At 67.7% G+C, this 23,956-nt stretch carries 20 protein-coding genes and 5 pseudogenes; 16 read left to right on the top strand and 9 right to left on the bottom strand.

Annotated elements, in window-relative coordinates:
- Nucleotides 1–166: 166 nt before the first annotated feature.
- The 4 genes and pseudogenes from HEP85_RS00125 to HEP85_RS00110 all read right to left on the bottom strand — a co-directional run.
- Nucleotides 167–359: pseudogene (locus tag HEP85_RS00125) on the bottom strand (IS5/IS1182 family transposase); the annotation flags it as partial.
- A gap of 265 nt (nt 360–624) precedes the next feature.
- Nucleotides 625–1,227, bottom strand: coding sequence for a GPP34 family phosphoprotein (locus tag HEP85_RS00120; protein ID WP_168525008.1), 603 nt, complete (start codon nt 1,225–1,227; stop codon nt 625–627).
- Between the two features lie 119 nt (nt 1,228–1,346).
- A complete protein-coding gene (locus tag HEP85_RS00115; protein WP_369657510.1) occupies nt 1,347–2,213 on the bottom strand; it encodes a Bax inhibitor-1/YccA family protein in 867 nt (288 codons plus the stop codon).
- A 969-nt stretch (nt 2,214–3,182) separates the two neighbouring features.
- Nucleotides 3,183–4,370 (bottom strand): epoxide hydrolase family protein, encoded by a 1,188-nt coding sequence (locus HEP85_RS00110; protein WP_168525006.1) that lies wholly within the window; start codon nt 4,368–4,370, stop codon nt 3,183–3,185.
- 1,068 nt (nt 4,371–5,438) lie between these two features.
- Here HEP85_RS00110 and HEP85_RS00105 point away from each other — a divergent pair.
- From HEP85_RS00105 to HEP85_RS00070, 8 genes and pseudogenes are all read left to right on the top strand, one after another.
- Nucleotides 5,439–5,747, top strand: coding sequence for a hypothetical protein (locus tag HEP85_RS00105; RefSeq protein ID WP_211117742.1), 309 nt, complete (start codon nt 5,439–5,441; stop codon nt 5,745–5,747).
- Nucleotides 5,748–5,904: 157 nt separating this feature from the next.
- Nucleotides 5,905–6,999, top strand: coding sequence for a hypothetical protein (locus HEP85_RS00100; RefSeq protein WP_168533138.1), 1,095 nt, complete (start codon nt 5,905–5,907; stop codon nt 6,997–6,999).
- A gap of 522 nt (nt 7,000–7,521) precedes the next feature.
- Nucleotides 7,522–8,270: pseudogene (locus HEP85_RS00095) on the top strand (VWA domain-containing protein).
- A 232-nt stretch (nt 8,271–8,502) separates the two neighbouring features.
- Nucleotides 8,503–10,293 (top strand): DEDDh family exonuclease, encoded by a 1,791-nt coding sequence (locus HEP85_RS00090; RefSeq protein WP_168525004.1) that lies wholly within the window; start codon nt 8,503–8,505, stop codon nt 10,291–10,293.
- 249 nt (nt 10,294–10,542) lie between these two features.
- Nucleotides 10,543–10,731 (top strand): hypothetical protein, encoded by a 189-nt coding sequence (locus HEP85_RS00085; protein WP_168524935.1) that lies wholly within the window; start codon nt 10,543–10,545, stop codon nt 10,729–10,731.
- A gap of 495 nt (nt 10,732–11,226) precedes the next feature.
- Complete coding sequence (locus HEP85_RS00080; protein ID WP_369657509.1) at nt 11,227–11,496, top strand: hypothetical protein; 270 nt, start codon at nt 11,227–11,229, stop codon at nt 11,494–11,496.
- A complete protein-coding gene (locus HEP85_RS00075; RefSeq protein ID WP_168525002.1) occupies nt 11,493–12,233 on the top strand; it encodes a restriction endonuclease in 741 nt (246 codons plus the stop codon). Before HEP85_RS00080 ends, HEP85_RS00075 begins: the two co-directional genes overlap by 4 nt.
- Before the next feature lie 706 nt (nt 12,234–12,939).
- Complete coding sequence (locus HEP85_RS00070; protein ID WP_168525000.1) at nt 12,940–13,200, top strand: hypothetical protein; 261 nt, start codon at nt 12,940–12,942, stop codon at nt 13,198–13,200.
- 371 nt (nt 13,201–13,571) lie between these two features.
- Here the strand turns inward: HEP85_RS00070 and HEP85_RS00065 are convergent, their stop codons facing one another.
- The 5 genes and pseudogenes from HEP85_RS00065 to HEP85_RS00045 all read right to left on the bottom strand — a co-directional run.
- Nucleotides 13,572–13,856, bottom strand: coding sequence for a Scr1 family TA system antitoxin-like transcriptional regulator (locus HEP85_RS00065; RefSeq protein ID WP_248001726.1), 285 nt, complete (start codon nt 13,854–13,856; stop codon nt 13,572–13,574).
- Between the two features lie 55 nt (nt 13,857–13,911).
- A complete protein-coding gene (gene istA, locus HEP85_RS00060) occupies nt 13,912–15,459 on the bottom strand; it encodes an IS21 family transposase (protein WP_248001725.1) in 1,548 nt (515 codons plus the stop codon).
- Nucleotides 15,460–15,858: 399 nt separating this feature from the next.
- Nucleotides 15,859–16,176, bottom strand: coding sequence for a hypothetical protein (locus tag HEP85_RS00055; RefSeq protein ID WP_211117740.1), 318 nt, complete (start codon nt 16,174–16,176; stop codon nt 15,859–15,861).
- Between the two features lie 563 nt (nt 16,177–16,739).
- Nucleotides 16,740–17,068, bottom strand: a pseudogene (locus HEP85_RS00050) (transposase); the annotation flags it as partial.
- Nucleotides 17,068–17,397 (bottom strand): annotated as a pseudogene (locus tag HEP85_RS00045) (helix-turn-helix domain-containing protein); the annotation flags it as partial. The pseudogenes HEP85_RS00045 and HEP85_RS00050, both read right to left, overlap by 1 nt.
- Before the next feature lie 314 nt (nt 17,398–17,711).
- Here HEP85_RS00045 and HEP85_RS00040 point away from each other — a divergent pair.
- From HEP85_RS00040 to HEP85_RS00005, 8 genes and pseudogenes are all read left to right on the top strand, one after another.
- The gene (locus HEP85_RS00040; protein WP_168524996.1) at nt 17,712–18,128 is read left to right on the top strand and encodes a tautomerase family protein; all 417 of its coding nucleotides are present in this window, start codon (nt 17,712–17,714) and stop codon (nt 18,126–18,128) included.
- A gap of 285 nt (nt 18,129–18,413) precedes the next feature.
- Nucleotides 18,414–18,728: pseudogene (locus tag HEP85_RS00035) on the top strand (transposase); the annotation flags it as partial.
- 103 nt (nt 18,729–18,831) lie between these two features.
- Nucleotides 18,832–19,686 carry an IS5 family transposase gene (locus tag HEP85_RS00030; RefSeq protein WP_168533134.1) on the top strand — a complete coding sequence of 285 codons (855 nt, stop codon included), beginning with the start codon at nt 18,832–18,834 and terminating at the stop codon, nt 19,684–19,686.
- A complete protein-coding gene (locus tag HEP85_RS00025; protein ID WP_211117739.1) occupies nt 19,683–20,081 on the top strand; it encodes a type IV toxin-antitoxin system AbiEi family antitoxin domain-containing protein in 399 nt (132 codons plus the stop codon). The genes HEP85_RS00030 and HEP85_RS00025 overlap by 4 nt, the downstream gene beginning before the upstream one ends.
- 10 nt (nt 20,082–20,091) lie before the next feature.
- A complete protein-coding gene (locus HEP85_RS00020) occupies nt 20,092–21,432 on the top strand; it encodes a transposase (protein WP_168524993.1) in 1,341 nt (446 codons plus the stop codon).
- Nucleotides 21,433–21,516: 84 nt separating this feature from the next.
- The gene (locus tag HEP85_RS00015; protein WP_168524991.1) at nt 21,517–22,284 is read left to right on the top strand and encodes a transposase; all 768 of its coding nucleotides are present in this window, start codon (nt 21,517–21,519) and stop codon (nt 22,282–22,284) included.
- A 303-nt stretch (nt 22,285–22,587) separates the two neighbouring features.
- On the top strand, nt 22,588–23,475 hold the full coding sequence (locus HEP85_RS00010; RefSeq protein WP_168524983.1) for an aminoglycoside phosphotransferase family protein: 888 nt from the start codon (nt 22,588–22,590) through the stop codon (nt 23,473–23,475).
- 220 nt (nt 23,476–23,695) lie between these two features.
- A partial coding sequence (locus HEP85_RS00005; RefSeq protein ID WP_168524981.1) for a class I SAM-dependent methyltransferase occupies nt 23,696–23,956 on the top strand: 261 nt, incomplete at its 3' end.

The following is a 23,956-nucleotide window of genomic DNA, read 5'->3' as shown; positions in this document are numbered from 1 at the left end:
GCTCGGGCCACTCCTTCTCCTGCGCGTACTCCCCGCCCTGGGAACCGAGCCCGGATCGCGACCAGGCACTGCCCTCTGACGGCCCTACGGATGCCACTCGCGTCGGTACGTCGGGGTGGTCGGCGTAGGACTGTGCGAGCACGTTCAACTTGTATGCCGCGAGGACGAAAGCGGGTGGGCGACCGCCGGCGCGACCTTGCCGCAGCCGGCGGCGGACCCGGTCGAAGGCATGTGGGATGACGGCCGGGATCCCGCGTCCACGGAGATGCCTGCGGATCCGCGCAGGACGAATACGCGCGGTCAGCCAGGACGGCATCTGGTCGGCTCCTCGGTCTTCCCGGTCCGCTTCGCGGAACACGAGGGCCTGACCACCACAATCGACCTCGCCCGCGACGGCCACGCACGGCCCCGGCCATCTTGCTGACACCCGGCCGACGCCACGACAGCATCTGCCGCTCGCCCCTCCTCGAACGCATCCGCGTCCCGCGCACCGGCCCCGGCGGTCCCCGCCGGGGCCCGACCGCGTCGTCGCCGACAAGACCCCCGACCGAGCGCGGTGTCAGGCCCGCGGCGGAGTGCAGGGTGCGCAACGCCCCGCGGGGTCCCGGCCGTGTGCGCGGGGAGTCATTCCAGGGCGCGCCAGAGGTTGTCGAAGGCGGCTTGCTCGATGGTGCGTCGCTGCCGTTCCGCCTGGAGTTCTCCGAGTGCGGTGGTGACGGCGGCCAGGACGGTCTGCACGGCGTAGTCGGTGATGGGGGACGGTTCTTCGGTCTGTTCGCCGCTGATGCCCAGGCTTACGGCGAGAGCACGCAGGACGGGCTCGGCCTGGCTCCAGCGCATGCCCGCCCGGAGACGGGCCGGCGAGTCGGTGAGGACTTTTTGGCCGTCGCGCAGGAGACGGCCCTTCTTTCGTGCGAGGACTCCCTGTGCTTCCAGCGCGGTCATATACGTGTTCGTCAGGCGGTCACCTCTGCGCCACAGCCAGTCGCTGACCGGCTCGTAGGGCTCCTCCATGACGAACGAGGCGGCGGCCTGCGTCAGGAGGGGGTCTGCCGGTCCCGGCAGGTGGCCGGGCACGATGCGGCCGCCGTCCAGCCGGATGGTGGGGGCCTTGAGGAGGTCGATCAGTTCGGCTCCCGCGAGCGCGAGCGACAGATCGCCCGGGGTGACAGTGCGGTGGGCCGCTGTGTCCAGGACGACGATCAGCAAGTCCTGCGGCGTGGTCATGGATGGTGCACGTTCCGTGTGTCGGCACTCACGTGTCAGTGCCACCGGCGGTGTGCTGTCGTGGTGAGTGGGCTGGCCGGGGCGGGCACTGCGGGCGAGGGGGTGCGTTGGAGGGCGCTTCATGCAACGTCGTCGTCCGAGGCGAGGGTGAGCAGGTTGAGGGTTTCTACGTAGATCCATACGAGGGTGACGGTGAGGCCGAAGGCGGCCAGCCAGGATTCCTGGCGGGGTGCGCCGGCGGCTATGCCGTCCTCGATCTGCCTGAAGTGCAGGGCGAGAAAACACGCTCCGAGGACGATGCCGATGACGCCGAAGAGGATGCCGAGTGCTCCGGTGCGCAGGCCGAATCCGTCTCCGCCCGCGAGGGCGGAGAAAACGAGGTTGGCGGCGCTCAGGATCAGAAAGCCCAGGGCGGCGGCCGTCACGAACCCGGAGAAGCGGCGGGTGACACGGATCCAGCGTTTCTTGTAGGCGACCAGAACAGCGGCGAAGACGGCCATGGTTCCGGCGACCGCCTGGATGACAACGCCGGGGGAGAGCTGACTGGATGTGGCGCTGGAGACGACGCCGAGGAAGACGCCCTCGAGTGCGGCATAGCCGACGATCAGAGCCGGCAGCGGCCGGCCTTTGAAGGACTGTATGAACGCGAGGGCCACGGCTGCCAGGCCGGCTGCGGCGGCGATGCCGTAGGAGGTGGAGAGGTGTGCGGGGTCGACGGGAAGAAGCAGCCATGACAGGACGGCGGCAAGGACGACCACGCCGAGGGTGAGGGCGGTGCGGGCCACGACGTCGTCGATCGTCATCACGCCGGTGTCCGCCTGGGACGCGGCGGCGTCTCGGCGGTGCGGCTCCGGTACAGGGTGGCCGGCTCTGGCCGGGTCCCGCGCGGCCCGGGTCTCGCCGGGTGCGGAGGCGGCCCGGTTTCGCTCCCACTGCCTGAGGACGGGATTGGTGCTTTTCGGAGAGCGTTTTTCGAAGTACGTCATGGCAGTTGCCTCTCGTGTGCGGTGATACCCGGGACGGCCGTGCCGCCTGTCAGGTGCTGCCCGGGGCACACCTGTGCGGTGGCCGTCAGGCTGGAGGCGGTGCTTTCGTCGGGCGGCCCTTTCCGGCGGTGGATACACGCGAGCCGGCCGGGTGCGCGGCGCTCGGCGTCCCTGGAATGCAGCGTGGATCGCCACATTGCCGGCCGCGGATGACTGGCCCGGTGCGGATGCCCGGCTACCAGGAACGGGGGCATGCCGTGCCGTGGTCTCCGGGGCCGCGTTGCGGTGACAAGGCCGGTCCGGCGGGAGGCGCAGCGGCGGCGGGTGTCTCAGGCCGTGAAAAATCTAGCGGGTCCGTATCCCCCCGTCACTGCTGTTCCGGCCCAGGACCAGATGGTCGAGGAGCTCGGCCATGGGCCGACAGCGACCGCGGCGTGGAGTGTCTGGCAGGAGCTGCCGGGCGCCGGGTGGATGCTGAACGGGTTGTCCTGGTCGGCCGGTTCGTGGGCAGCCGTCGTGCAGCGCATGCCTGTGGTCCCTTACGGCGTGGCGTCGTCCCGTACGAGGGGAGAGGCCTTGTCAGGAGGAAAGGCCGACCCGGAGGAGGCAGGCGAATCGCGTGCGTGCGACGCGGATCCCCTGGGTACAGCCAGGTCCGCGCCGCCTGCCCGGCTGGTGGCCTGGCCGGTGCGGGGGTCCCGCCGGGCGACGGATGAGGGTGGTGGACAGCCGGCCGGTCGGCGGTACCACCGCGCGTTCGGGCAGGTACCCGGTCGGGGTACGGCTGTCGGGTTGGTGGTCCGCGGGTCGGCCGTCGTGGATGCGGTGTGGCTCGGGGCGGCCGGGTGGCTGGGGGTTCAGTCACCCGGCCGGCCCCGTCAGGCCGGCCGGTGCTTCAGTTGTGCAGGCCGGGCCGGTGAGCGCAGCGAGCGCAGGCGGGTGTGGTCCTGGCTGCTGTGCGGGCCGCGTCTAGCGCAGGGAGCGCAGACCGGTGCGGACCTCGTTCACGAGAGTCTCGGGCTGCTCCCAGGCGGCGAAGTGGCCGCCCTTGGGCAGGCGGTTGTAGTGGACGAGGTTGGGGTAGGCCTGCTCGGCCCAGCTCTTGGGGGCCTGGTAGAGCTCGTCGGGGAAGACGCTGACGGCGACGGGGAGCTTGACATTGTTGACGCCGAAGAACGGGGTGGTGTTCTCGGCGTAGAGGCGGGCCGCGGAGACGCCCGTGTTCGTCAGCCAGAACAGGGTGATGTTGTCCAGGACGTCGTCGCGGGACAGGCCCTCGCTGACGCCGTCGAAGGCGCGGGTGATGAGGGCGAGGCTGGCGGCGTCGTGGTCGAGCATGAAGGCGGCCAGGCCGACCGGCGAGTCCGCGAGCGCGGTCAGGGACTGCGGGCGCGAGCCCATTATGTACGCGTAGTAGACGTGCCGGTAGACGAAGTCGAGCTGCTCGACCGCAGCCTGCTCCTCGTCGGACAGCGACAGACCCTCGGGCAGCGGGTCGCCCTTGGCGAGCGCGCCGTCGATGTTGGCCGGGATCACGCCGGGCATGTTGGTGTGGATGCCGACCAGGCCATCGGGCTCCTGCGCGCCCATGAGGTCGGTGACGATGGCGCCCCAGTCCCCGCCCTGCGCGGCGTACTTGGTGTAACCCAGGCGGCTCATGAGCTCGCCCCAGGCGCGGGCGATCCGCTTCGGGTCCCATCCCTTGGCGTCCGGCTTGCCGGAGAAGCCGTAGCCGGGCATCGACGGGATGATCACGTGGAAGGCGTCGGCGGCGTCACCGCCGTGGGCGGTGGGGTTGGTGAGCGGCTCGATGATCTTGAGCTGCTCGACGACCGAGCCCGGCCAGCCGTGCGTGACGATCAGCGGCAGCGCGTCCTCGTGCTTGGATCGGACGTGGAGGAAGTGGATGTCCAGCCCGTCGATCTCGGTGATGAACTGCGGGTAGGAGTTCAGCTTCGCCTCGACCTTGCGCCAGTCGTACTCCTCGGCCCAGTAGCGGGCGAGCTCCTGGATGGTGGCGAGCTGGGTGCCCTGCGACTGGTCGGTGACGGTCTCCTTCTCCGGGAAGCGCGTCGCCTCGATACGTGCACGCAGGTCGCTGAGATCCGCCTCAGAGAACTCGACGGTAAACGGGCGGATTTCGGGCGCGCTGGACACAGTGGTCTCCTAGTTGGTTGTCGAGAATGCAGGCAGGCCGGGAAAGGTGTTCTCGCTGCCAGGGAAAAATTTCCGCGAACGGGAAGAGGAACCGTTTCCGTTGCCGGACCTGGTTTTCCGGAGTTCCTGCTTCCCGGTGCCTTCTCATCATGGGATTACGAACGCATGCGGAGTATCAGGTGGATGACTCAGCTTCTGGAGAGGGCATGCACCGTGCCGTAGGTAACCTGACACGGCCGTCTGCGGAGCAGGTGTCCCGCAACCCCTGCCATGTGACGCCCGGCCGTTCCTGCAGCGGGTGACAGGGGTTACGGGTCGTCGGAAACCGTGACCAGTCTTCGACGCCCGGCAGCCCGTCGAACGCGGCACGGATGCCGGCGAAGCTGCTCCAGGACGTCCGCCGCGCGCGGGTCGGACGGGCCGGACGATGAACTGCTGACCTCCGCCCGCGACCGCCGCACCAACGGTGTCCTGGAGCCGTTCAAGGCATACCTCAAAGCCCGCCTCACCGAGACACAAGACCAGGTCAGCGGCACCCGCTTGTGCCAGGAGATCCACGAACGCGGCTACCGCGACAGCCGTCAGGCGGTCCACAAGCACCTCGCCGCTCTGCGGGCGGGCACCGCCGAACCTTCGGCCGTGACCACCGCGAACCGCTGCTGGACGCGATCGGCAACCCCCGCCGGGACACTGCCCTCGCTCGTCGGCGCCGAGCCGCCAGGGAAGAGCAAGGACGCCGCGAGGAGCGGGAAGCCGCGGCACGGGGAGGCGCAGCGTCCCGTGTGCAGGGACTGCGGGCAGAAGTTCACCGACGACCGATGGGCGGCGGTCGACTCGTGGAACTGGAGCCGGTCACGTGAGTCGCACCCGCACCTGTGCGAGCACTGTCAGCACCGGGTCGGTCGCAGCCGAGCGGCAGGCCGACGCCGACGAACGCGAGCACCAGGAGCAGCGTCTTCAGGAGCAGGAAGTCGAGCAGGCCGCGCAGAAAGCCGGCGGGCCCGTTTCCGCGCCTGACCTGCCCCGCCACGCCCGGTTCTGGGGGCGACAGGCCGTCAGGACCGGAAGATGGAGCGCCTGAGCCCGGGAGACGCCGTCCTGTTCACCGGCCTGAACCATGTACGGGGCATCGGCGAGATCGGCGCGCTCTTTCGCAACGCGGCCTTCGCGGACAGCATGCGGGGCGCCGACGAGGACGACGGCAGCCGGCACGACGTCTACAGCCTTCCGTCGTTCACCCCCGTCGAGATCCCCTACACGGAGATCTGGGCCCTTCCCGGATTCAACGCCGGCGTGGCTTCGTTCACGAGAATGGGCAGGAGATGTTCACCACTTCGGGAGGCACCACAGCACGCCGAGAAGTCGAACACCGAGTGAGTCGCTTGCCGTAGTCAGAGGCGGCGGCTGGCACTTGCCCGCGCTGCTTTGGTACTCCACGACGGTGGCAGGTGCCGTCCCCGCAACGGATGAGAAAACATGTTGGCTGGCTTTCGGCGAGCTGCGACAATGCTTCTCTTTCCCAGGCGGAGGACATTTGTTTGTTTTCGTGTGTGCGGGATGCGGCGCCGAGTTGACCACCCCTCTGTCCCAGGTCTCATTGCCAGTCCACGCTCGTCAGAAGTACGGGAACGGCGCCCAGCTTCCGGTGCTCATGGAGTCCGGGACATTTGCCGTGGACCCGGACCCCTGGGGAGGGCCGTGGCGGATGTGGGACGAGATCGATCCGGGCGAGGCGGAAGCGCGCGGCATCTACGCCCTGTCCGACAGCACGCCTGAGGCGAGTGTCATCGCGCCCGGCGATATCCGTGGAACCCGGCTGATTCCTGAGAAACGTGGCGGTGCCTGCTGCGGCCTCGACGGAGCCGACGGGCCCAACATGGCCTGCGAGACGTGCGACCTCCCCGTGGCGACCAGGGTCGACGACTGCTCGCTCTGGCAGGCAGTGCGGCTCAGCCCGGACGCCGTGCACCGCGTCCCCGTTGACGGTATCCACGCTGCGCCCCTCTCCTGGTCGGAGCTGGCAGAGAAGGGGGAAAAGACGCCCCCGTTCGAGCCGATTACCACGTGGGGAGGACGGTTGAGGTCGAACCACTACTGGTCGTGGAGCCCGCAGTGGGAGGCGGCAGCCGGCCAGGCGCTCGCCCACCTGCTGCTTGCCTCTCAAGGGCAGCCGGTGAAGGTCCCCGGCGGTCTGACCGAGGACGTGTTCCAACGCGCGCTCGACGCCCTGCTGCCCGCAGGCGCCCCGAAGCGGCGCGCCGTCCTGGCTGGACCGGGACAGCCCTCCGCGGACGCGGGCGTCGACATCCTCCTCGTACCGGTCCATCCCCAGACAGGTCAGACCTGGACCCCCGCCAGCCCCACTGCGTCGGCATACCTGGTGCCCCTGCCGCTGGGGGTGTGGCTGTGGCTGGCCTCTCCCCAGCCCTACTTGCCGGTTCCCGCGTCAGGCCGCATACCCCAAGACGTACTCCGCGACGACCCTCTCCCGCTGCTCCCCAACTACCTGTTCCGAGCCGACCGGGAAACGTTCCTGCACACCTTGGTCCGGCTGCCAGCCGTGCGCAGCCCGTGGCTGCGCACGATCGTCGAGAACCTTACGCATAGCACCTCGGCCGACTTTTTCTAGCCGTCTGGCAATCGAACAGCGCCAGACTCTCGTGCCTCCCAAAGTGGTCGACATCTGCTGTCCAATCTCGTGAACAAAGCCACCGGCGACAACTTCATGGGGCTTCGCATCCTCGACCCCGAGAAAGCCGCCACCATCCTGGACGGCCTGGGCATCGAGGCACAGACCGAGGTCCGCGACGACGACAGCCCGCAGGAACCCGTCGCCCGCATCCTGCGCACCCACACCCACACCGACATCGTCGACGGCGAGGCTCTGCGCACACCGAGCACCCGCAACCGGCTCGAGGAGCGCGAGCTGGTCGTCCACCGCACTGAGGCGTTCCTGGTCCAGGAGTACGTCGGCTTCCTGGGCGTCGACCGGCCCAAGCGACTGCGCACCCCCGCCGGGATCACCGCCCACGGCCACCCCGTCTGGACGGGCGGGCCATTACCCCAGGGCGCACGGATCAGGGAACCGTTGGAGAACTTTCCACGTGGTACCGCCTCGACCAAGAGAATGAGGGTGTTGCGCGATACAGGAATGGTGACCATGGACACGGTTCAGAACGAGGCCCCGGCAATCAGTCTCTCCAAGATGCAGACGCAGGCTCCGGATCTGGTGAGCCTCTACAAGGCGGCCGGGTCCAGCGTGCGCGCGCACGGTCTCGAGGGGTGCGTGCTGCTGTGTATCTCGTGCTGGACCGCTCTGGTTCGATGAGGCCCTACTACAAGGACGGCACCATGCAGCATCTCGGTGAGCAGGTCCTCTCCTTGTCCGCGCACCTCGATGACGACGGCACGGTGCCGGTGGTGTTCTTCTCCACCGACGTCGACGGATCCACCGATCTCAGGCTCGGAGGTCACCGTGGCCGTATCAACAAGCTGCACGAGAACCTCGGCCACATGGGGCGGACGAACTACCACTGGGCCATGGACGAGGTCATCGACCACTACCTGGCTTCCGACAGCGACGCCCCAGCCCTGGTGATCTTCCAGACCGATGGCGGACCCACCAGCAAGTCCGCCGCCGAGCGGTACCTGTGCAAAGCCGCCCGTCTGCCACTGTTCTGGCAATTCATCGGGTTCGGCGACCCCGACGACAACGAGTTCGCCTTTCTCCACCGTCTCGACGACCTGGCCGTACCCAGACACCGCATCGTCGACAATGCAGGCTTCTTCCACGCCGGCCGTGACCCGCGCACCGTACGCGACGATCTCCTCTACGACCGGCTCCTGCAGGAGTTCCCCAGCTGGCTCTCGTCGGCTCGTACCGCTCAGGTCCTGCACTGAACGCTCGAACCGAACCAGAGAACCGATCTCGCGGCAGGCGCCGCGAGCGGTGAACGTCCTCCCGATCCGCGATCCGGGCTCAGCCCGGATCACGCCGCACGGCCGCCGTGTTCCGTGGCATGTCCTGTGCTCCAGGGCGCGGGAGCCACCGGTGCGAAGGCCACCGCCTCCTCGGAAGAGGCCGTGGCCGAGGGATTTGAGCGGTGAGGCGAGACAAGGGATGCTGACCGGCATGAGCGGGGTGCCGGTTTCCGAAGATGTGTTCAACGCCGTGTCCGGTACCGGGTGGGCGGTCGTGGACGTGGAGACATCGGGCCTGAGGCCCTACGAGCACCGCGTTCTGTCGGTGGCTGTACTGACGCTGGACACGGCGGGGGAACTGGTGGAGGAGTTCTCCACGCTCCTGGACCCGGGCTGTGATCCCGGCCCGGTGCACATCCACGGCCTCACGACGGAGCGACTGCGTGGCGCGCCGGTGTTCGAGGAGGTCGCCGAGCACATCGGGACACTGCTGGCCGGTCGGGTGATGGTGGCGCACAACGCCCAGTTCGACTACGAGTTCCTCGCGCACGAGTTCGCCCGGGCCCGTTCCTGGCTGCCGGTCTCACAAAGGATGTGCACGCTCGCGCTGAACCGGCGGGTCGCTCCGCCCACCGACGATCTGAAACTGGCCTCACTGGCCGCCCACTACAAAGTTCCGCAGCAGCGGGCCCACGACGCCCTGGACGACGCCCGGGTCCTCGCCGGCATCCTCAAAGGCTCCCTGTCCGCAGCGGGGGAGCTGGGCCTTTCCCTGCCCCTGGTGGCGTGCCCGCCCAAGCAGGGGGCCGGGTATCCGCCCCGGGTGCCGAAGACCCCCTGTGCGCACCGCAACCCCGGCCGGCTCGCCCCCGGAGCCCCGCTCGTGCAGGGCATGAAGGTCGCCTTCACCGGTGACACGCGCACCGCACGGGAAGAACTCATTGCGCGCTCCGTCGCGGCAGGCCTGAACGTGATGGGCTCGGTCAGCCGTCACACCAGCGTGCTGGTCACCGACGAGACCGACTCCGACAGTGCCAAGTTCCGTGCCGCACGCAGTGCGAACGTGCCCGTGATCACTGAGGAGGCCTTCCTCGGCCTGCTCGCCGGGGTTCAGCCCGGTACCACCCACGCGAACACGGCACCGCCAGCACCGGTCCTGCCCGCCCAGCGACGCACCGGCCACCCGGCTTCCACCGCACCGCTGTCCGGGCGCCGGATCCTGGTCCTGGGTGGCCCCCACGACCACGCGTCGACGCTGCGCACCCGCATCGCAGAGCTGGGCGCGGCCGCCGCCGTCAACCTCTCCGCCGGCGTCACGGACGTGGTCCTGCTGGCCGACGGGGCCGGGGACCGCCGCATGCCCCACATCACGGCACGCGGCCTGCCGGTCCACGACGCCGACTGGCTCACCACACTCACGTCGCCATCGGGCACCGCCCAAGAGGCGGGAACGACCGACCCCGCCGGTGTCCCTGTCCTTCCCCGCGGCGGAGTTCTCGACCTTCCGACCGCACACGGCGGCGCCGGAACGTGGACGGTAACTGCCGCCTGGGGCCATCAGACCGGCTGCGAGATCGACGTGGTCGCCTTCATTCTCGACGGAGACGAACAAGTCTCCTGTGACGAGGACTTCGTTTTCTACGGGGCACCCGAAAGCCCCGACACCACGGTGCGCCTGACCACCGACGGCCCCAGTGAACAAGCCGTCACGATGGACCTGACCTCGCTTCCCGACGCCGTCAGTAAAATCGTCGTCGCCGCCGCCATCGATGGACCCGCGACGTTCGCCCGCGCCGGAGCCATCGAGATCACCGTCGCCCAGGGAACCGGCGCGCGAGCCGTGGCCCAGGCCACCCTGGACGCCGCGACCACCGAACGAACGCTGCTGCTCGCCGAGATCTATCGGCGTGGCCCGGGATGGCGCGTCCGTGCGGTCGGCCAGGGATACGACCACCAACTGGCCGCCTTGGCACGCGGCTTCGGCGTCGACGTCAGCGGCTGACCTCGCATCCACGCTCTGAGGCCGAACCTTTCTGCGCTCGTGACGCCGACTGCTTCCCACGGACCCCGGGCCGTCAACCTCAAGCAGTCACACCACTGCGTCGACGTGGTCACAGCGGCCCCCCACTCGTGGCACACGTCGCGGCTGGAGGGCGAAAGCCATCGACGAGGTGATGTCATGGCCCGGAGGTCGGACGACCTCCGGGCCATGACATCACCTCGCCAAGAAGGCTGGCCGGGTGTTGCGCAGATGGAGCCGGCCGACATCGCCCGCGTCCTGGGCATCTACGCGATGCGGGTCCTCACCCCTCGCGGCAGCACCGCCGTCTTCGGGCTGGAGGTGATGACCGCTCTGCGGATGCCACACCCACGCCCGCATCCCCGCCCCACCCGAGGAAACGAACTGACGGAGATGAACTGCGCACCGCATCGGGCGTAGTCGTCGAACACGACGTCCTGCTCGGTCATGATCGCTCTACTCGCCCCGAAGCACCTCGCAGGCCCCTCCCTCTCCACCTGTCGCTTCGGGGGCCGACTCTCGGAAACGGCTGGATCCGCAGGTGCGTCCGACATGATGCCCCACACCGTCACGGCGGAGCCCTGGCCGCACTTTGCAGGCCTGCGCCGCAGGTGAATCAGTCCTCCGAGGCGGACCGCAGCCGCTCGCCGGCCGGCACCGCATGCTTCTCCTGTCCTGGGAAGAACACAGCGAAGAACACATCAGCGAATGCCTCATGTCCTGAACTGACCCTCAAAATTCGATAGTTGTACCTCATCAGGTGATCCACTGTCAGTGCCTCCCGCCAGCATGACCGTGACGCAGCAGAGCCACGATCACCTGGGGGACCCCATGCCTTTCGTCCGTCCGTACGTGCGCTCCGACGGAACGCCGGTACGCGGACACTCCCGCTGGGCACCGGGCGCTCGCCGGGAGATGACTGTCTTCGCCGCCTTCGGCCTGGCCGTGCTCGGCCTCGGCCACACCTCGACCGCGGACGGAACCGACGGTGTGTCGCCTACACCGTCGGTGACCTACCCGATCCGCTTCGACGACGTCCTCCCCCGCAACGCCCGGCGGGTGGCCGTCCCACGCCCGACGGTCTCGTATCCGATCACGTTCGACACCCCCGCACCGCGCAAGGCGCCGCCCGCACCCAGCGCGTCGTACCCGATCGACCTCGCAGCCCTGGGAGGCGGGCGATGACCCGGCGGCCACCCGCCAGGCGTCGGACCAACGGTCGGCGCCCCAGCCGTCGGCGCAGCCGACACGACACATCCGTCACCGTGCCGGCCGTGGCCGCCGTCGCAGCGGCCGCTCTCATTGTCATGGTGGTCAACTGGCTGCTCGCGCACTGGTGGTTCCTGCTCATCGCGGCCGTCCTCGCCGCCCTGGGCGGCTTCGGATGGCGGCAGCAGCGGACACAACGCATGCAATGGGAGCAGGCCCGCTCACGCGCTCTACGCTACGGACTGGTCCAACTGGACGCTCTCTCTCACCAGCAGTTCGAGCACGCGGTGCGCGACCTGATGTACCGGGACGGCTGCACCGACGCCGTCCAGGTCGGCGGGCAGGGCGATCTGGGAGCGGACGTGAAGGCCACCGATCCGCTGGGACGCCGCTGGGTGATCCAGTGCAAGCACCGTCGGCACGGTGAACGAGGCGCCGCGGTGGGTACCCCGGAACTTCAGGTTCTCAACGGGACCGGCTGCCCGGTCCACAGGGGGGATGTCGTGGTGATGGTGACCAACGGCAGGATCACCCAGCCGGGCCGCGTCTTCGCCCGCCAGCAGCGATTGCACCTCGTCGACCGCGACCTGCTCGGCTCCTGGGCCGCCGGATCCCGGCCCCTGTGGGAACTCCTGCCCGCGCTCCCCACACCCCGCAGGCCCGCACCGCTCTCCCGGGACACAGGCGCGCCCGGCCGGCCCGAGCGCGCCTGACGAGATCGTGAGAAAGCGAGGGTGCAGCAGGAGCGCACGTTCCATGATCGCCAGTAGGTCCTGGGATCTGCCGACCTCGTAACACTCCGGTGGCTGTTTTCGTCATCGAGGGGGAGTGGGCCTGCTGTGGTGGGGGCTGTGGTCGGGGGTCGGGAGCCTGTGGTCGGGGGAGGCCGGAAGGCGATGTGCCTGGTGAGGGACGTTGTGGTCGGTCCCGTGGTTGGGGTGGCCGTGTCTGCAGTGCAAAGCCGATCGGGACGTCCTCGTCAGCCGCATTGGGAGGGTGTCTGAGCATTCGGTAGCCGCGGCGGATCTGGTGCCGCTGTTGGCAAGCACCTGCTGGTCTCGGGCCCGGCGTCGTGCGGTCGGGGGAGTGTCTGCGTGGGGGAGTCGTTCTCCGCGGTGCGCAGGTGACGTTGTGCCGTGAACAGGACCAGACACCGCACTGCGCAGACTATTTGCGCAGCTCCTTCCCTGCTGTGCAGCACTGCGCAGTCTCCCTGCGCAGTGCGCAGCAGACCTGTGTCGATTTGAACAGGAAATCGAATGTGGTCCCGCTGCAAGCGGCCTAGAAACGCACCTATGACGCCCTCGCCGCGTCCTACCCCACCGTGGGGAACACGGTGCGGCGTCGTCGTTTGGTCGGGTTCTGGTCGGGGGTTGGCTGTGCGGGCGGAGTTGCGCAGTCGGGCCGGCGCTGGCGTGGATGCGCAGCGGTGAACTGGCGCGGCCTGCACAGTTGATCGTGCGGGAGGAACAGATCCTGCGCATCATCGGCTTGTCCATCGAGGGGCTGTCGCGGAGCGCTGCGGTGAGACTGCGCAGCAATCCGGACCCGGATCCCAGCCCGGGGGAGGAGGGACGGGATGACGTCCGCCAGGCGTTCTCGTGCCTCTCCCATGCATCCAGCGGTTCGGTCGACCCCGGCACCTGCTGGAAGGGCGTCCGCAGATCTGGGCGGGCCTGACCGGGTTCGTTCCTGAACGCCGATCAGAGTCGTACGAGGATGCCATGGCCCGGCGGAAGTGGTGTTCGAACCGCATCTCGGGTATGCCTCGAGACGACATCTCTTGCTGCGTCTCTTGCTGCATCTCCTGCGAGATCTCTTGCGACTTCTCTTGCGTGAGGATCGCCCACACCGCGGAATCCGTGCAGGTCACCTCCCCTGTGTGGGCGTGGTCGGGGTTCTGACATCCCCGTTGTGACTGCTGAGTGAAGGAGAGGGAAGGGCGGGAGGGCGGCGCGGACGCGGGCCGGGCGTGCTGGTGCGTGCTGGTTCGGTCGACAGACTTTGCCGCGTGTGAGGGGTGCTGCCGGTCCGCGGGTCAGGGTCGGGGGTCAGTGCAGGGCGTCGATGGCCCTCACGATCAGGGTGCGGGCCTCCGCTCCGTACACGGCCATGGCGCGCAGCTGCTCGAATGCCTTCAGGTACAGGGCGATCTCGGACGGCTGGGTGACCTGGACGCGCGCGGCGAGCAACTCCACCGACACAAGGTTCTCGTCGTACACGTGGAACACCTCCTGCGGCCACATGGGGCGCGATCGTCTCGCGCGGGGGATGATGCCCAGCGACACCGAGGGTAGGGCGCCGGCGGTGAGCAGGTAGCCGAGCTGGGCGGCCATCGCTTCCTCAGCTGCGTCGACTTGAACAGCGGAACGTAACTGTTCTGCAGCTGCTTCAGACCTGTGCGGACCTGGCGCCGCCAGTCCATGTACATGGACTCGGCCGAGCGGGACTGGGCGATGATGTCGTCGGCCTGCCCGCCGGCGTTGCAGGCGTCGCACCAGCGGCGGATGTCGTCGGCCGAGGGAGGCGTGCGCGCGCCCTCGAATTGGTGGTGAAGGGGCGGGTGCCGGTCAGCTCGTCATAGACCGACAACGGACGCCGGCTGACCTCGATGCGGCTTGCGGCCGACCGGTTCAGCAGGGCCTTGAGCGGTCCAGCCTCCTCGTCCAAGGCATCCCGGTGGCGGGGCTGGGGCATCACATCGCCGGTGGTGACGCGCCGGTTGTCGCCCTTGGGCAGGCCGTCCCAGTGCCTGTCGTCGACGATGCGGGCGCCGCGGCCAACAGCCCGCGGGTGGACGGCCAAGAGGGTCTTGCCGTTGGCGTCGGCGATGGTGGAGTGCAGGCTGATCTGCGACTTTGTGGCCCGGATCTCGACCAGCTGCCGGGCGCGGACCTTGCGGGCCGGCACCGAGTAGAGGTTCGCGTCGAAGGCGACCAGGCAGTCCTTGCCGACGTGCCGCAGATGCCGCTGGGCAACCGCATACGGTGTCCTCGGCAGCGGCCGCAATGCCATGTGGTCACGGACGGCGCGATGCCCAATGACCTCGCCATGGGTGCCGTGGACCTTCGCCCGCCGCATCGGCACCCAGGAGGTGAACGCGGCGTCCATCTCCTCGACGGAGGAGAACGCCCGGCCCGCCAGAACATGATCGCGGACGATCAGGACTTGGCGCTCGACCCGTCCTTTCCCGGTCGGGCGGTAGGCGGCCAGGACGTCGATGTCGAAGTCGTAGTGCCCGGCGAAGGCCACCGCTTCAGGATGCAGGGGAACCGCCTCACCAGGAGCGACGTGGCGACGGACAACCGTCTTGGTCCGGTCGTAGACGATCGTCATGGGCACCCCGCCGAAGTGTTCGAACCCGCGGCGATGGCAGTCGAAGAACGTCGCCAGGTCCTGGCTGGTGGTGAAGCAGCAGAACGGATCGCGCGAGTAGGACAAGGTCATGTGGAACGAATAGACCTTCGGGATCCCCACATGGGCGAGGACCTTGCCCTCGTCGCCCCAGTCGACCTGCGCCTGAGCACTGGGGATGACCTCGAACCGGCGGTGCAGACCCGCGAGTTCGCCGGGGCTGATGCCCAGTTCGTCCGCGATCCGGGGCCGGCCTTCCTGCAGGTAGATCTTCACTCGCTGGTAGTTGCCGGTGAAGCCGTACTCCTTGACCAGGCGCTCGTGGACCACAGCCCCTTTGATGAGGATTTCGGCCCGCAGCATCGCGTCGATCAGCGGCGCGACCTCATCCACCACCCGAGCCTTCGGCTTCCCGTTCGGCGCCCGCTTCGGCGGCGCGATCGGCGCCTGCCCCGACAGGTACTTGCTGACCGTTCGACGGTTCAGCCCGGTCGCCTTGGCGATCTCCGACAGGCTCATCGCCCCGGACTCGTAAAGGCCACGGAAACGCCTCAACTCCAGCCAGCGATGCGGGTCCAGAACCACCGTCAGCCGCCTCTCTGCCACCCCGAAGACACAGGAGCAGACTGCCGACGCGCCGGCCTCACCGCATCAAGAACTGAGCACGTTCATCCGTACGCGGCTGTGTACGTTCACGTGTACGCCGACAAAGGGGACAACAGCATGTCAGAAAACCAGTGACCGGGCTCAGTTGTCAGAGACGGTGTGCTGGGCGGCCCGCGCGATATGGCGAAGACTGGATTGTCTGAAGCCCAATCTCCAGAAGATGCAAGTTCCCATCCGCCGGAAATGACAGCTGAAACCGGCGCCGCACTCTGCACGGGGATTCATTGTTGCCCGGTGCACCTCCTGGTCTTTCTCGGACTGGCAGCCGCCCTGTGCTGCTACAAACGCCTCGGCAAACTGACCATGTAGGACACGGTGTTAGCGTCCAGCCCGGCATCCCGGGTCGTCGACGACGACGGCGTTCGACGGGATGACCACCGTTTCGTCGTCCTCCTGGTGCACGGACTTGGTGGTGACGTAGCCGCGCCGACCGGGGCCGATGCACTTGGTTGCGAGGTTGCCGAACCCGTCCGGGAAGTTGTAGACCTCCGCCGGAGTGTCCTCGCCCGCTCGCCCGGTCACGGGCGCGTCCGCCTTGCCCCGCTTGTCCTGGTACTCCCGTGAGCATCCGGCAACCATGGCAAGGAGCAGTACCGCGAGCAGAGCGGCCATCGCCCCCCGTCTCAACTCGCGCATGCCTTGTCCGGCACGATCTCGACATTGGACGGCCCGCTGGCGTTGGTCGTCACGTAAGCGCGGAACCCGTGGCCCACGCACTTCGTGGCCAAGTTGCCGAATCCGTCAGGCATGTTGAAAACCTCGGCGGCTGTGTTGTCCCCCATGCGCCCCCGCACGGGTGCGTCGCCCTTGCCCCGCTTGTCGTTGTACTCCTTGGAGCACCCGCCCATGAGCCCCCCGACTATCAGCACGACGACCAGTGACGCGACCGCGCGTCCCTTTCTTCCTGCCATTGAGACCCCCTTTTCACGGCAACAGATGGACGTCAGGGAGGACTGCAGGACTGCCGTCGCCGGTTCCACGCTCTGCGCCCCAGCAGCGGACGTTCTCGAACAGGTCCGCCTGCCCGGCCTGCATCGGCAGCAGGGCTGGCATTTCCGACACCGAACTGCCCAACACTGTGGTCTGCAACGGACGTTGATCCCGCGCAGCACCTCCCGGGCCGGATGGCCTGTGGCCTCGGTCTCTCTCTGCGCGAGCGGAGGTGTCGCGGTCACCACGTTGGCCCCGGATCTCCTGGTGGCGGGATCGCGTCGGACGATATGCGTGTCGATGCCGAGAGTGGCGGCATGTTCGACGGGGTGCTGGCGGTAGCCGCCGTCGAGCCATGTCTTGCGGATGGTGGGATGCTCGGCCGCGACCTTTTCGATGAGTACTTGGCCGGCGATGGAGTCCTGCAGGCCTGCGGCGGTGACCGTCACGGCCAGGAGCAGCCCGACGGTGTCGATGACGATGCTGCGTTTGCGGCCCACGATTTTCTTGCCGGCGTTGATGCCCTGCCCGTGGGCGGGGCGGGGACATTGCTGGAGGTCTTGATGCTCTGCGAGTCGATGGCACAGGCGCTTGGTTGCGCGAAGCCGGATCCGCGGGCCGATAGGCCGGCCGCAGGTCCCGGACCCGGTCCTTGAGCACCGTCAGACCCCGGTCCCAGCCGATCCGCTCCGCGATCACCGTCGCCGGCATCTCAGGCCACTGCTCGAGCAGTTCACGAATCTGCGGCTCGACCGCGTCCACGATCGAGCCTTTCGGCGCCCGCTGATACTTCGGCGGCGCGTCGTCCGCGATCGCCCTGCGGACCGTGTTCCTCGCGATCCCCAGCTTCCTCGCGATCGCCCGCACCGGCATCTGCTCGGCCCGATGAAGCCGGCGGATCTCCGCCCAGTCCTCCACGCTGATCACCACTCCTCCCGGCCTGACTCAACGAGCCAGACCCCTGGAGGGGGTCAACTTTCAAGCGCCGTCCCTGGTCCACTTTTCAGCCGTCGCCGACAATCGACGGTCTTTTCTTCACTTGGCATGTCTGAATTCGCACCGCTGTCCCTATTGCAGACACCTTCCGCACCCCAGCGCCTGCCTTTTAACTCAGGCCGCCCGAGTCGCGTGCGGATGGCAGGACACGCCCGGCCCCGGTGCTGTCGCAATGCCGGGACCGCGATCTAGGATCGCGGTCGAGAGAGGGCGCCGCGCCTCTCCGCAAAGGAAGGACATATCCCATGCCGCTCGCGCGAATCGACCTCGTAGAGGGGAAGTCAGTAGAGTACCGCCAAACCATTGCGAACGTCGTATACGACAAGATGATCGAGCATCTGGGTGTGCCGGAAGACCGCTTCCAGGTCATCACCGAACACAAAATTGAGAACTTCCTCTATGACCCCGACTACCTCGGCATCTACCGGTCCGAGAACTGCATCTTCATCCAACTGGATTTCCTGGACGTCGCGAGTCCTGAGCAAAAGGCCGGGTTCTACAAGGCTGTCGTCGACGAACTGCATGAGAAGCTGCACCTACGGCGGGAGGACGTCTTCTTCAACCTCTTCACCGTTACCCCAGCGGATTGGTCTATGGGTAACGGTGTAGCTACGTATAACAACGGGGTGCCGGCTGATCGTCTCGACCCCAAATCGGTCTGAGGGTGTCCCTTAAGCGATCACGGGTTGGGGGCCTTTGGGTGGCGCACCAATCCCGCGAGGGTGCGGCGGGGCTGCGGACACTCTGGGTGACCAATGGCCTCCGTGAGCCCGGCATCATGTTGCCGCGAATTGTGGAGGCCATTGCGGTAGTACAAGGGACAGCGGTCTAGCCGGGCTAAGGGCAATGCCGTGACTCTGTTGGCGATCTTGCGAGGGGTGCTGACAGGTCGTCTGTTCGGCGGTTTGCTGGAGTGCGGCGGGGTGGTTCCGGGGAGAGGGCCGGAGATGTCCTTGCGGGCCAGGAGTTACCAACGGATTCCGACACGAACGGTGTTGACGGCGTGGGCGGCGTGCCCGAAGGGCACGCCGGCGATGGTGATGCGAGACCTGCTGGATGTGGTGTTCGAGGACGATGAGTTCGCGGACCTGTTCCCCAAGGACGGGCGGCCGGGCTTGTCACCGGGGCAGTTGGCGCTGGTGTCGGTGCTGCAATTCACGGAGAACCTGTCCGGCCGTGCGGCCGCGAACGCGGTCCGCACCAGGATCGACTGGAAATACGCGTTGGGCCTGGAGCTGGACGATTCCGGTTTCGACCACTCAGAGGACGTTAAGTCCCGTTTCTGATGATGTGGTGTCGCCCGTTCGTGGGTGATGGGACAGTTCCGCCCTCGGGTCATGTCGTGTGCATGATGAGGTCGTGGGCATGGAACGGATGCCGTACGCAACCGACTTGTCCGACGAGCAGTGGGCGTTGATCGAGCCGCTGGTCACCGCGTGGAAGCAGGAGCGGGTGGCGCGGTCGGCGACCGGGGACCCGGGCTCCTGCGACCTGCGCGAGGTAGTGAACGCGCTGCTCTACCAGAACCGGACGGGCTGTCAGTGGCGGCTCCTGCCACACGACCTCCCGGCCTGGTCGGCGGTGTTCTACTACTTCACTCTGTGGCGCCAGGATGGTCTTGACCAGCGGATTCAGGAGATCCTGCGCTGCCAGGTGCGGGAGCGGTCCAGACGATTAGAGGACCCGTCCCTGGTGATCATCGACACCCAGTCCGTCCGCGTGGCGGCCGGGGTGCCGAAGGAGACGACGGGACTGGACGCGAACAAGAAGACGCCTGGCAGGAAGCGGGGACTCGCAGTCGACGTGCTGGGCCTGATCATCGGTGTGGTGGTCCTGGCCGCGAGCGCCCACGACAACGAGGCCGGCATCGCCCTGCTGGACCAGGCGGCCGAACGATGTGGGATGCGCCTGGAAAAGGTCCTGGTCGACCAGGGTTTCAAGGACGCTGTGATCATCCACGGGGCGGTAAAGGACATCACCGTCGAGGTGGTTCGGCGCAACCCCGACGACGAAGGCAAGGGCTTCGTCCCGCAACCGAAGCGGTGGGTGGTCGAGCAGGCCAACGGCACCCTCATGCTGCACCGGCGCCTCGCCCGCGACTACGATCACCGGCCCGACAACGCGGCTTCCCGCGTCTACTGGGCCTCCACCGCCGGCATGCTCCGCCGCCTCACCACCCCTGCCCCCGCCTGGCGGGACGACGTGGAGCTGGCCGCGTGAACGTCAGCGAACTCCTGCGGCTGCTGCAGGCCGAGCACGATGAGACCGCCGCACGAGCCGACCACCTGCGCGAGCAGATCGTGCGGCTCACCACCGGCCTCGCCGAGACCGAAGCCCGCCTGGCCGAGCTCACCGCGACTCGCAAGGTCATCGACGGCCTCACCCCGCCCGATCACGCAACGGCCTTCGTGGAGACCGCCACCGTCTACCAGCGCATCGTGACCACGTTCAACGAGCACCCTGGGAAGGTGTTCCGTGTCCGCGACCTGCACGAGCACCTCGGCCTGCCCACCGACGAGCCCTCGATCAACGTCACCCGCTCCCGCCTGGGACGACTCGTCCGTCAAGGACTCCTCGAACAACCCGGACGCGGCCGCTACCAGAAACGGACTTAACGCCCTCTCAGTGCTGTGCGAGTTCCGGGCCCGGCTGGCTGAGGCCGACGCCGCGGACCGGCTGCTGCAGGTGATGCTGCACCGGTTGACCGAGGCGGGACTGCTCAAATCCGGCGGACGGCAGCGCACCGACGCGACCCACGTGCTCGCGGCGGTGCGCACGCTCAGTCGGCTGGAGCTGGTCGGCGAGAGCCTGCGGGCCGCCCTGGAAGAGCTCGCACAGGCGGACCCGGACTGGCTGCTGCCGCTGGTGGAGCCGGAGTGGGACAAGCGCTACGGGCGCAAGGTGGAGATCGGCAAGGTCCCCGGCGGGAAGGCCGGGGTCACCGCCCTGGCCGAGGCCTTCGGCCGGGACGGACAGAAGGTCCTGGCCGCCGTGTGGGCGGCCGACGCCCCGCCCAGGCTCCGGACGCTGATGCAGGTGGAGATCCTGCGCCGGGTCTGGGTGCACCACTATGACTGGGACGCCCGCGGGCGTCTGCGCTGGCGCGACGGCCACGCGCTGCCACCCGCGTCGTTGCGGTTCGATTCTCCGTACGACACCGATGCGCACTACTGCGTCAAACGAGACACCGCCTGGTCCGGCTACCGCACCCATTTCACCGAAACGTGCACGTCAGAACTGCCAGAGGTGGTCGTGCACGTGGCCACCACGATCGCCCCGGTCCAGGACGGCGAGCTCACCGCCCAGATCCACGACGACCTCGCGGCGATGGACCTGACCCCGGCCGAGCACGCGGTCGACGCCGCCTACGTCAGCCCCACGCAGATCGAACGCGCCCAGCGGGTGCACGGCATCACCCTGCTCGGCCCGGTCGTGCCCGACCACAGTCACCAGGCCAAAAGCGGAGCCGGGTTCGACAAGGCCGCCTTCACGATCGACTGGGACCACCGCCGGGCCACCTGCCCCCAGGGCAACCTCAGCCGCGAGTGGCGGCCTCTGCGTATCAGTGGACACGACTACATCCAGATCAAGTTCGACAAGGCCACCTGCCTGGCCTGCCCCGTCCGCCCGCAGTGCACCGACGCGGTCAGCGGGCCGCGCTCGCTCGCGCTGCTGCCCACCCGCGAACTACACGAGATTCAGCAGCACAACCGTCTCGACCAGCGCACTGAGCAGTGGCAGCGCCGGTACGCGATCCGCGCCGGCATCGAAGCCACCCTCTCTCAGAACGTCCGCGCCTGCGGCCTGCGCCGAACCCGCTACCGAGGCCTGCCCAAGACGCACGTCCAGCACGTACTGACCGCGCTGGCCTGCAACGTCACCCGCATCGCCGACTGGATCGCCGACCCGACCCACCCCCGGCGGGCACCCAGCCACTTCCGCGCCCTCTGCACCGCCCCCAACTGACCCCGGCAAGATCGCCAACAGAGTCACGGCATTGCACCTAAGGCGTGTCCCGTAACTGCTGGTCACGGGTGAGATGATCTTGTGGTGTCTGCTGTGATCACGGCGTCGGAGCCGTCTTGGATAGCCCCGTTTACCGGGCTGAGTCCGCGTTCCTTCGGCAAGTTGGTGACGGCACTATGCCGCGAAGGGGCCGATCCGGTCCGCAAGGGCCGGCCGTGGGGCCTTCTGCTGGAGGACCGGGTTCTGCTGGTGGCGGCCTACTGGCGCACGAACTTGACGATGCGCCAACTCGCCCCGCTCTTCGGTATCCCGAAGTCCGCGGCCGACAGGATCATCGACCATCTCGGCCCCTCGCTCGCGCTCCAGCTCCGCAAGCGGTTCCGCAAGGACACCGTGCTCATCGTGGACGGCACCCTGGTGCCGACCCGCGATCACACCATCGCCGCGCAGTCCAAGAATTACAGGTACTCCACGAACCACCAGGTCGTCATCGACGCCGACACCCGCCTGGTCGTGGTGGTGGGCCGGCCCCTGCCCGGCAACCGCAACGACTGCAAGGCGTGGGAGGAGTCCGGCGCGAAGGCCGCCGTCGGCAGGACCATGACGATCGCCGACGGCGGCTACCCGGGCACCGGGCTCGTGATGCCCCACCGCCGCCGCAAAGGCGAAGAACTGCCCGACTGGAAAGCCGCCCACAACACGTCCCACAAACAAGTCCGCGCCCGCGTCGAGCACGTCTTCGCCCGCATGAAGACCTACAAGATCCTCCGCGACTGCCGACCCAAGGGCGACGGAGTCCACCACGCCATCCTCGGCATCGCCCGCCTGCACAACCTCAACCTCGCCGGATAAACGAACAGCCAGACCAGCTACCCACCACGCCCGCAACCAGCCGAAGATCATTTACGGGACAACCCTTAGGTTCGATGGCAAACGATCGCTCTCGGTGGGTGCCTCTCATGCTCCGTCTCAAGTGATCTGGTCCGAAGCCGCCGCTGTGACCTGGGGCGACCAGAACGGTTGAGACACCTGGGTGGCCGAAAAAAACTCAGTTGATCTGGAACCTGGCGTCTGAATACTGGCTGTCGTCTCAGTTGATCTGGACTGCTTCCGTCGTTTCGAACTGGATTAGTGGAAGGGCCTGCGAGATTGACCATGCACGATGACCAAGTGGACGTGACCGCCGACATCGTTGCGACCTTGATCCAAGAACAGTTCCCTCACTGGAGCGGCAAGGCGATCCAACTCCTGTCGTCGACCGGGACGGTCCACGCCATCTTCCGCGTCGGGGACGACCTCTCCGCGCGTTTCCCGCTGCGTCTGACCGATGCCGCGGAGGCGCTGGCGGTTCTGGAACGGGAAGCCCAGGCGAGCGCGGAGCTGGCACAGGTGTCTCGGTTCCCCGTTCCGGAACCCGTCGCCCTGGGAAAGCCTGGAGCGGGTTACCCCATGCCGTGGTCGATCCAGACATGGCTGCCGGGAACGGTCGCCTTCGATGCCGACCCGAGTGGGTCGGACGCTTTCGCCGAGGACCTTGCGGCCTTCATCGCAGCCCTGCGGGACGCCGAGACGCGGGGGCGGCGTTTCAGCGGCGAGAACCGTGGCGGCGTTCTCGCTCACCACGACGACTGGATGGCGAAGTGCTTCGAGGAGAGCAAGGGGCTGCTCGACGTGCCCCGGTTGCGCCAAGTGTGGGGCCACCTCCGGGAGTTGCCACGCACGGCCGCCGACGTGATGAGCCATGGTGACCTGATTCCCGGCAACGTACTGGTCGCGGGAGACCGGCTCAGCGGCGTACTCGACACCGGCGGCTTTGGCCCGGCCGACCCCGCGCTGGATCTGGTCAGTGCCTGGCACCTGTTGCAGCCAGGCCCGCGGGAAGTGCTCCGGCAGACACTGGCCTGTGACGATCTGGAGTGGGAGCGCGGCAAGGCATGGGCGTTCGAACAGGCCATGGGTGTTGTCTGGTACTACGTCGAGAGCAATCCGACGATGAGCAGAATGGGGCGCCGGACACTCGACCGCATTTTGGAGTCCGACTAGGTTCGCTGGCAAGGAAGCCGAAACGACTGGGTTCGCTGTCAAACGCCTCGATTGGATGACAGCGGACACTGGATGACCCGGCGCTCGCGTACGACAGCTGTCCTGTGTCATCGAAGTTTGATCGGCACGGGGTACTGATCGTCAGGGCAAGAACCCCAGCCAGCCGAGTCCCGGGAAACTCAGTAGCTCTTCGGGCCCGGCTCTGCATACGTTCGGCCGCATGGCTGATGACTGCTTCGGGCATCCACGACTCGCCGCGATCTACGATCCGCTCGACCCCGACCGCAGCGACCTCGATGCCTACCTCCGCATGGCGGAAGAGTTCAAGGCACACCAAGTTCTGGACATCGGCTGCGGCACAGGGGTGTTCGCTCTCCTCCTGGCCGAACGCGGCATCGACGTCGTCGGCATCGATCCCGCCCAGGCATCCATCGACGTCGCCCGGGTCAAACCGGGCAGTGAGCGAGTGCGCTGGACCTAC

Source organism: Streptomyces sp. RPA4-2 (assembly GCF_012273515.2).
In the GTDB taxonomy this organism is placed as follows: domain Bacteria; phylum Actinomycetota; class Actinomycetes; order Streptomycetales; family Streptomycetaceae; genus Streptomyces; species Streptomyces kaempferi.
This window is presented reverse-complemented; position numbering and strand designations above follow the sequence as displayed.